Source organism: Aphanizomenon sp. CS-733/32, assembly GCF_028330045.1.
GTDB classification, from domain to species: domain Bacteria; phylum Cyanobacteriota; class Cyanobacteriia; order Cyanobacteriales; family Nostocaceae; genus Dolichospermum; species Dolichospermum gracile.
On sequence record NZ_JAQMSE010000060.1, the window covers coordinates 1 to 7,982 of the forward strand.

At 39.3% G+C, this 7,982-nt stretch carries 7 protein-coding genes; 1 reads left to right on the top strand and 6 read right to left on the bottom strand.

Going from position 1 to position 7,982, the window contains the following annotated elements; translation table 11 throughout:
* Positions 1 to 11 precede the first annotated feature (11 nt).
* The 6 genes from PN471_RS05040 to PN471_RS05065 all read right to left on the bottom strand — a co-directional run bounded on the left by PN471_RS05040 (position 12) and on the right by PN471_RS05065 (position 6,637).
* Positions 12 to 293, bottom strand: coding sequence for an NAD-dependent epimerase/dehydratase family protein (locus PN471_RS05040; protein WP_271775915.1), 282 nt, complete (start codon positions 291 to 293; stop codon positions 12 to 14).
* Between the two features lie 17 nt (positions 294 to 310).
* Positions 311 to 1,015 carry a glycosyltransferase family 2 protein gene (locus PN471_RS05045; protein WP_271775916.1) on the bottom strand — a complete coding sequence of 235 codons (705 nt, stop codon included), beginning with the start codon at positions 1,013 to 1,015 and terminating at the stop codon, positions 311 to 313.
* Positions 1,012 to 2,433, bottom strand: coding sequence for a tetratricopeptide repeat protein (locus PN471_RS05050; protein WP_271775917.1), 1,422 nt, complete (start codon positions 2,431 to 2,433; stop codon positions 1,012 to 1,014). The genes PN471_RS05045 and PN471_RS05050 overlap by 4 nt, the downstream gene beginning before the upstream one ends.
* The gene (locus PN471_RS05055) at positions 2,405 to 3,748 is read right to left on the bottom strand and encodes a nucleotidyltransferase domain-containing protein (RefSeq protein ID WP_271775918.1); all 1,344 of its coding nucleotides are present in this window, start codon (positions 3,746 to 3,748) and stop codon (positions 2,405 to 2,407) included. Before PN471_RS05055 ends, PN471_RS05050 begins: the two co-directional genes overlap by 29 nt.
* A 173-nt stretch (positions 3,749 to 3,921) precedes the next feature.
* Positions 3,922 to 5,700 (bottom strand): ABC transporter ATP-binding protein, encoded by a 1,779-nt coding sequence (locus PN471_RS05060; protein WP_271775919.1) that lies wholly within the window; start codon positions 5,698 to 5,700, stop codon positions 3,922 to 3,924.
* 301 nt (positions 5,701 to 6,001) lie between these two features.
* Positions 6,002 to 6,637, bottom strand: a complete 636-nt coding sequence (locus PN471_RS05065; RefSeq protein ID WP_271775920.1) for a type I restriction endonuclease subunit R — start codon at positions 6,635 to 6,637, stop codon at positions 6,002 to 6,004.
* A gap of 189 nt (positions 6,638 to 6,826) precedes the next feature.
* Here PN471_RS05065 and thiL point away from each other — a divergent pair, with 189 nt between their 5' ends.
* Positions 6,827 to 7,846 (top strand): thiamine-phosphate kinase, encoded by a 1,020-nt coding sequence (thiL, locus tag PN471_RS05070; protein ID WP_271775921.1) that lies wholly within the window; start codon positions 6,827 to 6,829, stop codon positions 7,844 to 7,846.
* The last annotated feature ends 136 nt before the right edge of the window (positions 7,847 to 7,982 follow it).

A 7,982-nucleotide genomic window follows, 5' to 3' on the forward strand; every position in this document is an offset into this window, starting at 1 on the left:
ACTCCACACACTCACCTGAAAGGGAGTGTGTGGAGTACGTCACGATTGGCCGCTAGATGAATTACTGCATCCACACCAGCCATAACTTTCAGAACAGCCTTAAAGTTGGTGATATCCACTCGACGGAAATCTTTGGCATGGGGAACATGGCGGCGATCAATACAGCGAAATTCATAATCATTATCCAGTTCACGCTGTAGAGATGTGCCAATGTTCCCAGCCGCACCGGTTAATAAAATCAATTTCTTTGTTGTCGATGTTGTTGATTGACGGGTTCTCAAAAAGTCAAACATAGTAGTGCTGTCGCTCCTCAAGATTCTTCCTTTAAAACTCTCTGTTCTGCACGTTCTCGATCTAGCTTGGCTTTGATCAGGTGCAGTCGTTCATTTGCATATTGACGTTCTGTAATTCCACTATTGCTTTCATGTAGTCGGCGGTAATAGACCACATCTGGAATTGTAATTTGTTGCAGTTGATGTTCCATCGCCAAGATATACCAACTAACATCAGTACCTGTTTTGAGATTGGTGTCAAAGTTTCCCACTCTCAAGAAAGCCGATCGGTTGATCAACATAGCACTAGAAAGATGCGCCGCAATTGGTTTTTCTGGACAGCGAATCCTGTTTCTAAAGTTTTCATCTAGTTCTGGGCTATAAAAATTTTGAGCATAGCCAAAGACTGCTTCTATATCTAGATTAGTATCAAAGATCGCCATTTGTTTTGCTAGTTTGTCCTTAACCCAAATATCATCGGAGTCGAGAAAGGATAAAAACTCACCGCTTGCCATTGCAATTCCGGTATTTCTAGCAGCACCGATGCCACCATTGGTTTGATAGTGATATTTCAGGGGATAGCTTTGGGCTATTTCGCCACTGCGATCGCTCGATCCATCATCAATCACAATCAACTCAATGTGGGTATAGGTTTGGTCTAGAACACTTTCGATAGCTTCAGCTAAATAGCGCTCTCGGTTATAGCAGGGAATAATAACACTAACTAAAGGTAAATTCATCATATTGATTTATATACTTCACTATTACAAAAGCTATCTAGAAAATAATTTGCTGATAGTCGATCACGAGTTTCGCAGGACTTGAGATATTCATGAGTTTCTAAAATGAGTGCCATATCCAATGCTTTTTCTGCTGCTTCTTCTAAGGTATGGAAATACATCGGATAGTCTTCGCCTAGATATTCTATTACACTAGGAATAGGATTAACTAGCAGTGGTGTGGCACGAGCAATACATTCAATAATGGCATTATTTGCACTAGAGTCATACAAGTCCACAAAGGCAATATTCATCGAGAGCAGATCATCATAGGCATCGTCGGGAATATGTTTAATAACAGTTGTATTCTCAAGATAAGCTGGATCAACTTGAATTTGATAAATCCTCTCCTCGATTTTCATTAGTTGAGCTAATATTGTTTCTGCTGAGTCAAACAAAAAACCTAATCTGACTTTTTCGTAACCAAGAGAGTTACCTTTAGCTAGAGGTAATTGATAAATTGAATGTAACTTCCGCAACCACCAACCAATCTGCACTACTTTTTTCTGAGGATTGGTAATAAATTGATGAAAATCAAATTGTTTTTCGGGAATCTCAGTGGGATGGATTAATACTGAAACCGGTTTACCTGTTTCTTTCCGCAGCCAATCACCATAATAGTGAGATAGTGCAAATAATCCCACGCAGTGAGGCAAACTATCTTGCCAAATTTGCTTCTCAAATAGTTTTTGGGGCGATCTGGCATCATGGAACCAGATGGGCATCCTGTGGGGATTGTGCAGAAATCCCACCCAAGGAGTTTTATAAGGGACAATGCCTTTTTCTTCTGAGTTCGCTAAACTCTGGAAAACTCCATCAGCCCGCATTTTTGCTAAGATCCGGGGCGATCGCTGACCGATGTGATGATGTTGAAAGAGAAATTGATCTTCTAGGAAGCCATCAAACAAAATACCTTGGGGATTGTGTAAAGAACTTAGCGCTTGAATTGCAAAATTCCAACCACTACGATGAGGAGCAAAAACTCTTTGTTGACCGAGATTAATTTTTCCTCCGACTATACCTTGTAGTTTTTCAGTAGGAAAATAAAGATTTTCTGCTTTTTTATCTGGAATAATTTGTCTGGAATTGCTGGGTTTTCGCCAGCCCAAACATTGATAATAAAAAGAAAGATCAGTGGCATCAAAGTCAATAGCTAAAGCTTGTTCATAGTAATCCATCGCTTCTGCTGTCCGTCGTTGCTTGAGCATTACATTGCCCAATTGTTCATAGGCAGGCAAAAAGTCTGGTTTCAGCATTAAGGTTTCCTGATAGCGAGCGAAGGCATTTTCCAAGTCACCGCGCAGTTGCCAAGCATTTCCTAATTTAAATTTGGTTAACGCTGGGTTGTCTTGGTTATTGTTTTTGTTTAGTTCCAGATTCATATATTTCTTGCAAAGTGTATTTCCATAATATGCGGATGGGACGAACAAAGTAATACAGAAAAAATAATTGCTGAGGAAGTCTTAAAAATTCATGATCGTGTTCATTCGGTACACATAATCTCTTCATCAGAAAATACAGATATAATAAACTCATTGAAACGGCTTCATTAAGCCACGAACGATTTAATGAACTATCTAGTGTTTTTAATGGTGAGATATATCCTAAATACAAACTGCGGATAGTAGATATAAATCTACTTTCATAAAACCCTTGGTATAAAGTGCTATCTGTCTTACTCTCTAGAGAATTGAACAGTCCGATTTGTGTGTCCAGTAATTTAATCTGAATAAATTTTGATACAATATAATCTGGTACAGAAATATTGAAGAGATTTTGGGTTATGTAGATTCCCAGTAAAAATAGTTTCTCACACCGCAACTCTGAAGATAGTCGCAAAGTTAAGTGCCAATCTAAATCCGGATATGCTTGGATCACTTGGGCAAGATCACAAGTTTGTTTAAGCGATTGCAACCACTCATAATCCTTGGCAATATTAACACTTTGAATAATTAACGCTATTTCTGGAATGAAACTTTTGATAGATTGACCCATGAGTGTCATGGGCTGACAATATTCCCAAAGGCGATCGTAATGGTTCGGGTTCCAAGTCCGTCTAGGTGGAATACCCCAATGTAAATCAATACTACGTTTTGGGTTACTATGCAGTAATGATGGCTCAAATCTGGCGTTAAACATCTCTGCTTCCGGGGCTTTGTAAGACAGAGATATTTGCAAACTTGTCTCGAAGGCATCAATTTCCACCTCTTCTGAGAAATTAGACTGATAGCCTTGACTAATTAAAACTGTTTTGGCTTGCCAAAAGTCCCGTCGCCGCACCAAAATATCAAGATCATTAAACTGGCGCAAGGTCACATTACCATAAGCTGATGCTGCCAGTGCTGCTCCCTTAAAAGCGATCGCCTCAATTCCTGACTTTTCTAATTGCGTCAAAATCCTTAACAGTTCTTTAGTTTGAGATAAGTTATTCAATCCATTCATGCGATTGAGTGTTTGCAGTTGCCGCATTACCGAGGGCGGGACATCATCAATTTCCTTCAAACTTTGATACAGCAGAGGCATTACACCCTGAGCGATGCTAATTTCTATCAATTTAGACCAATTGAGATCATCTGTTAGTAAGTCCATAACTGCGTTAACAGTCGTGGTGTGAAAATGGAACTTGAGACAAGTAACTAAAGCGATCACTTCCGGAGATAAAGTATTTTTATGAGTTTCAGATACTATTTTATACATGATTTCCTAATACAAAAAAATCTGATTTCAGGATAGCGCCAAGTGGTAAGTAGGTTGGCGTTGAAAATTGTCGTTATGGCAAGGCAAAAGGCAAGAGGCAAGAGTGAAGAGGGTTTGGGCGATTTTACGTTTCTTTACACAGTTTGGTTTTATTGTGTTCACCTACTTATATATTATTGATAATTTTTAGATTGGGTTGTAAATAAATCAGCATATTTACCATTGAGAGACATGAGTTGATCGTGAGTTCCACTTTCAACAATCTCGCCCTCGTGCAACACATAAATTCGATCTGCTGTTCTCACAGTAGCCAGTCGATGGGTAATTAGCAGCACTGCGCGATCGCTCATGATTTCTCGAAACTTTTGGAATACCGCCGCCTCTGCATAGGCATCCATACTACCGGTTGGTTCATCTAATATGACTAACTGAGCATCTCGCAAAAAAGCACGAGCAAGGGCAATTTTCTGCCACTGACCGCCACTCAATTCTTCTCCTCCCTGAAACCATTTTCCTAAGAGAGTTTCATATTCTCGGGGCAAACTTTTAATTACAGAATCAGCACCTGAATGTTCAGATGCTTCCATAATTTTTTCAGAGTTAGGTGATAAATCAATATTGCCAACCCAAATATTATCTTTTGCTGTTAATTGATAGCGGGTATAATCTTGAAAAATCACACTAATCTGACGCTGTAAATCCTTGATTGCAAAATTTTTAATATTAACCCCATCTATAGTAATACTACCGCCAGTTACATCATAAAGACGACATAACAATTTCACTAGGGTAGTTTTGCCAGATCCATTTTCACCAACTAGTGCCACCACTTCTTGAGGCAAAATTTTCAGATTGACTTGTTTAATTGCCTTCCTAGACGAATTTTGATGTTGAAAGCTCACATTCTCAAAAACAATACCTTTTTGCATTTTAGATGGAACTGGACTGGGCTGCATAGTTTCATACATCCCATTTGGGAGAGCCAGGAAATCAAATATATCCGACAGAAATAAATTATTTTCATGCAGTCCGCCTAGACTAGCAATCAAGTCTTTGAGTCCATTTTGTCCCCTCTGAAATGCTTGACTATATAAAACTAAATCACCCAATTGAAACTTACCATAAATTGTTTGATGAATAATAAATAGATATGTTCCTATCATCAACAGCCCAGCACAACCCTGTGTAATTAATCGCATCAGAGATTGTTGGACTGTAATAGCAAGTTTCTCTTTAAATAGTTGTTGTCTAAGTTGATAAAATCTTTGAATGAAAACATCACCTAAACCGAATATTCTAATCTCCTTTGCCGGTTGATCTCCTAGTATTAAATGTCCAAAGTAGTTAGCTTTACGTTCTATTTCAGTTTGACGACGCTGCCATTTGTAGAGAAATTTTGATTGCCAAAAGCGAATAAACATTGTCGGTATTGAGGCCACCAACAAAATTACAAATATCACCCAATTTAATGAGAGTAATAATCCAGAGATTACTGTCAAAGAGATAATATTTTGAAAAGCAGTAGTTAAATTGCTTAACATTCGGGTAGGGCGGTGTGGTGCTTCCCACTTAGCACGTTCCAAAATATCTTGTTTTTCAGCGCTTTCGTAGGATTCTAGATCAATAGCGATCGCTTTTCGGAAAATCGTTACCTGCATATAGTCTGTCACCCTCTGCGATAGGGTTGTAGAACATATTTCCGCAATTACAGTATTAAAATTGATCCATAATACAATTGCCCCAGCATTGATGAGCAGAAAGGTAATATCTCCAAAAATCTGTTGTTTATCGTTAATGTTGATACTGACAGCAATGCGATCCACAATTAATTTGATAATGTAAAGTAATGTCAGAGGTAATATACTTTGAATTACATTAAAAATTACATTGGCAATCATCCAGTTTGGAGAACTTTGCCAAACTAGAGTAATCGCACGTTTGATGTTTGTCATTAGAGGGTGTTTGAAACGTCGGGTGAGAGTAACATGAGTAAAGCATACCCCAATAATTTGACTGATGCTCAATACGAATTTCTGAGTATTGATAATCGCATACCCAGAACCTTCATAGCTGTTATCACGCTTGATGCAATACAATCAAGGGCGCAGACCCTGCGCCCCTACAGGCCTTATGATTTGCTGACTGCATCTCACTCAAGTGCATACTGCTATAGTAGTAAAAATAACAAAGAATTTAAATGTACTATGAAATTTGGGTAATGGCAAAAAGGTTTCAGGAAAAGATGTAGATCAATTAAGCTACAATGCATTCTCCTAATCGTTTTAAAATTTGCAACACTTCAGCTAATTCATGTCGTCGGGGAAATAGGGAAAATGTGCGTGATACGTCATATTCAGGTTTGTCTGTGATAGCTAGTTTTATAAATATAAATTCATCACCATTTGTAGCCATACCAAATACTGATTTATCCCGGTGGGGAGTAGTTAACATATAGGCTAATAACTGTGGTATTGCTGCGACAACTGGAATGCTATTTCGTTTAGATTCAACCACAAAAATCCAAAGTTTTCCCTGGACAACTAGGACATCAATAAAACCACGAACTGTTTCTTGTGGTTCTTCAATTTCTAAAGTTATGCCATAGGGTGAACGAATTCTATAAGGTGAATCTAGAAAACCTGCAAGTTCTAAAAGTGGTGAAACTACTAAAAGATTAATTGTTCCTTCTAATAATAGACCATCAAGGCGATGATAATCATAACGCTGTTTGATGCGAGTAACACCCGATTGTTCTTGTGTATTAAGTTGGGGTAAGTCTGTTAACCATTCATTAAAAAAGTTTTCATCCTCTGCTTGGTGTAAGTGACAACGAGTTTGTAAATCACTCAAACTTTTAATGCTGTCTGTGATGCCAATGCTAGAAACCATTTCTGTTACCTTTAAAAATATCTCAGATTTGTAGGGTAGCTAACCCACTATTTACACTGACTATCCCAAATTACCTGCTCAACTGTAATATTTAATTCGGAAAAAGTCCGCGATATAATTTTTTGATTAGCAATAGTCTCCTAGATGATACTTTTATTTTAATCTGTAAAGTAATCAGTAAATTTTATTATGAATAATAATTTATCTTCCCTGCGAGTTCGAGATATTGGTGAACAAGGTCTTTTAGAAAGATTACAACGCTTTTGTCCACCCGATATCATTGGTGATGATGCGGCAGTATTGGAAACCTTACCAAATCAATCTTTAATAGTCACCACAGATATGCTCGTTGACGGCGTGCATTTTAGTGATGTTACCACTTCCCCAGAGGATGCCGGTTGGCGGGCTGCGGCGGCGAATTTATCCGATTTAGCAGCAATGGGGGCAACTCCAATCGGAATAACTGTGGGACTAGGTTTACCTGGAGATGTAACTGTAAATTGGGTAGAGCGACTATATCAGGGCATGACAGAATGCTTATCAAAATATCATGTCAAGATAGTAGGTGGTGATATAGTGCGATCGCCCATTACCACTTTAGCAATTACCGCCTTTGGTCAAGCCAACCCCAACTTCATCCTCCGCCGTGCGATCGCCCAAGTAGGAGATGCTATTGTAATCACAGGTATACATGGAGCGTCCCGTGCAGGCTTAGAACTACTCTTAAATCCCGAAATAGGTAACAACCTCAAAACTGAAGTCAAAGCAGCCTTAATCACCGCCCATCAACGCCCCAACCCCCGGTTAGATGTCATCCCCATACTCAAAGAAATTCTCACCTCCCTCTGCCTTTTCCCTATCTCTGGTATGGATAGCAGCGACGGTTTAGCAGATGCAGTATTACAAATTTGCCGAGCCAGTCAAGTCGGTGCAGTTATAGAATCTAGTAAAATCCCCTTACCATCAGCCTTTGAAGAGTGGCTAACACCAGAAAAATCATTAGAATATGCCCTCTATGGTGGCGAAGATTTTGAATTAGTCCTGTGTTTACCACCAGAACCAGCATTAGCATTAGTGCAAAAACTAGGCACAAGTGCAGCCATAATTGGCACAATTACCCCAGGCTCAAAGGTAATTTTACACCAAGGAACAGCAGAAATCCCCGACCAAGTTCTCAGCCTCAGCCAGGGATTTCAACATTTTGCTTAGTAGGGGCGGGGTTTCCCCGCCCATTCCATGTAGGGGTTTCCCCGCCCATTCCATGTAGGGGTTTCCCCGCCCATTCCATGTAGGGGTTTCCCCGCCCATTCCATGTAGGGGTTTCCCCGCCCATTCCATGTAGGGG

What these genes read in the sequence shown, in the direction of transcription:
- PN471_RS05060 (WP_271775919.1), bottom strand. Translation starts at nt 5,700, where the DNA reads ATGACAAACATCAAACGTGCGATTACTCTAGTTTGGCAAAGTTCTCCA.
- PN471_RS05040 (WP_271775915.1), bottom strand. Translation starts at nt 293, where the DNA reads ATGTTTGACTTTTTGAGAACCCGTCAATCAACAACATCGACAACAAAG.
- PN471_RS05065 (WP_271775920.1), bottom strand. Translation starts at nt 6,637, where the DNA reads ATGGTTTCTAGCATTGGCATCACAGACAGCATTAAAAGTTTGAGTGAT.
- PN471_RS05050 (WP_271775917.1), bottom strand. Translation starts at nt 2,433, where the DNA reads ATGAATCTGGAACTAAACAAAAACAATAACCAAGACAACCCAGCGTTA.
- thiL (WP_271775921.1), top strand. Translation starts at nt 6,827, where the DNA reads ATGAATAATAATTTATCTTCCCTGCGAGTTCGAGATATTGGTGAACAA.
- PN471_RS05045 (WP_271775916.1), bottom strand. Translation starts at nt 1,015, where the DNA reads ATGATGAATTTACCTTTAGTTAGTGTTATTATTCCCTGCTATAACCGA.
- PN471_RS05055 (WP_271775918.1), bottom strand. Translation starts at nt 3,748, where the DNA reads ATGTATAAAATAGTATCTGAAACTCATAAAAATACTTTATCTCCGGAA.